Source organism: bacterium (assembly GCA_026398675.1).
Lineage (GTDB): Bacteria > RBG-13-66-14 > RBG-13-66-14 > RBG-13-66-14 > RBG-13-66-14 > RBG-13-66-14.
Genome location: JAPLSK010000035.1, coordinates 1 through 2,159, shown reverse-complemented (window position 1 = coordinate 2,159; position 2,159 = coordinate 1). Strand labels below are relative to the sequence as shown.

Below are 2,159 nucleotides of genomic sequence, written 5' to 3'. Positions count from 1 at the left end.
GCGACACCGGCCTCGGGGTCCACGTACCCGGCGAAGACGTCCCCGCCCGAGCCCATCTGGTTGGCGTGCACCCCCTTGCCGGCGCTGGCCACGTACTCCCCGCCGGGGGAGATGTCCACCCCGTAGACGGACCCCGGCGTGGAATAGCCGAACCAGAGGCCGTCGGGCTTGGAATCGCGTAAAACCTGCACCTCGGGGTTGGCCCGGGTCTGGTCGCCCCAGTAGCCGACGACGATCCACTCGCCGTCCCGGGAAAGCTCGATCCAGGCGGGGACGTCCTGGTAATCGCCGCCGCCGGGACGGGTCTCATACACCCACACCGGCTCGGGGCCGTCGGAGACGTTGAAGCGGGTGACCCAGTTCTGCAGGTAGGTGGTCGAGTACCAGACCAGGACTATCTCCTCGTCGTCCGCGGCCACGTCGGCCACCCCCGCGTAGTTGGAGCCGGGGTGGTCGTAGTACCAGAGGTGCTCGTAGCTGGAGCCGTTCCACCCGAGCACGTTCATCCCGCCGAAGCCGTAGACCACCACGGAGCCGTCGGGGCTGATGCCGAGGCAGTCCGTGGAGGCGCCCAGGTCATAGGTGTCCTCCAGGGCGGCGGTGGCCACGTCCACGCGGTAGAGAACGGCGTTGGACCGGAAGATGCACTGGGTGCCGTCGGCGGTCAGGCGGAGCTGCCGGGGACTGTAGGCCAGGCCCTCGTCCTCGTAAATCGAGATGGGCTCTGGGGAATCGGGACCGAAAAACATCACCGCCAGGGAATCGCCGTCGTTGCCCCCCACGGCCAGAACGCCCCCGTCGGCGGAGCAGGCGACGCGCCCCGGACTGTCCACGTTGTAGGGGGCGTAGCCCGCCGCGCCGCCGTCCCAGGTCCAGTCCGGCGTCGGGGAGGAGGCGTGGAATTTATACACCTCGAAGCCGCCGTCGCGGTCATCGAACCAGACACCGTAGAAGACGTCGGTGTCCTCGGCCGCCGCCACGCCGAAGGCGCGCTCCCGATCTATCTCCCAGAGCGGGACGCCGTCGCCGTTCATCTCGAACATCTTTCCCCCGCCGTACCATCCGCCGCTCCACACGTACCGGTCGTCGAAGCCGATGGCGACGCAATTGCGCTGCGGCCCGCCGTCGTCAATATGGTACTGCCAGAGGACATCGCAGTCGGGCGGCGGCGGGATGGGGCACTCCGCCGCGGATGGGGAGACGCGGGCGCCGTAACCGAGCTCCGCCACGGTTCCGTCCCCGCCGGTGACGAGGACCAGCTCGGTGTCGGTCCCGCCGGCCGCCGCCAGCGCCGGCGGCAGAAAAATCAACCAGATCGCTTTTTTCATCGTCACTCCCGGCCTTTTGCGACGATTATAGGCAACCCCCGCCCCACGGTCAACGCGTGAAAAAGGGGCGATCCGCTCCGATCGCCCCCGCGGTCCGGCATGACTGTAAGCTAGAACACCTCGCCCCCCAACTCCTCGGGCGGGACCGTGCCCCGGGGATGGCGGATCTTCCAGTCGGTGAGGTCGGCGTCGGACTCGAAGCCCGAGCCGGTGAGGACGATGCCCGCCTTCTCGTAGCTCACGGCCCGCTCGGTGAACAGGCGCTGCTGGCGGTTGTCCCAGCCGAGCACCTCGCTTTTTAACGTGGCCCCGGCGTCGGAAACGACCACCACCCCGGTTCGGGCCTCCATGTCGTTGGTCATCAGGTTGACCGTGCCCTCCTCGGCGTTGAGGACGGCCACGTGCTCGCCATTCTTGTAGAAATCCACCCGGGGATGATTGGCCACCGCCTGGTGCGTGTCGTCCCAGACGAAGGCCAGATCGGCCACCAGCTCCCAGGTGAGCTCGCCGCCCTCGCTCTGCCGGAGGGTGAACCTCTCTATCTCCTGGTCGGGGTCTCCCTCCGCCGGGACGAAGTCCGCCGGGCGCTCCTCCCCGCAGGCCAGGAGCAGAAGGGCGAAAAATAACAACGGGATTTTATGCATGTCACCCGCGCACAATCAGATGTGATCGGTCAGAAGTCTCCAGCCGCCCTCGCGCCACACCGCCTGCCGGGTTTCCTCCTCGATCCCGCCCTTCGCGAAGCAGAACAGAAGCCGCATTTCGGCGGAGTCCCCGGTGATTGACGTCGCCTCTATAAATTGCACCGAGATCGGCAGGTTCCCGGCGTCC

General features: G+C 67.4%; 2 protein-coding genes. Both read right to left on the bottom strand.

Features of this window, described 5'->3' with window-relative positions; genetic code table 11:
- The coding region (locus tag NTW26_00455) for a hypothetical protein (GenBank protein MCX7020745.1) at window positions 1-1,328 on the bottom strand (1,328 nt) is incomplete at its 3' end.
- Between the two features lie 110 nt (window positions 1,329-1,438).
- On the bottom strand, window positions 1,439-1,972 hold the full coding sequence (gene lptC / locus NTW26_00450) for an LPS export ABC transporter periplasmic protein LptC (GenBank protein MCX7020744.1): 534 nt from the start codon (window positions 1,970-1,972) through the stop codon (window positions 1,439-1,441).
- Window positions 1,973-2,159: the final 187 nt, after the last annotated feature.

Bases quoted from the DNA above. Each gene is read 5' to 3' on its own strand.
- lptC (MCX7020744.1), bottom strand. From the start codon at position 1,972: ATGCATAAAATCCCGTTGTTATTTTTCGCCCTTCTGCTCCTGGCCTGC.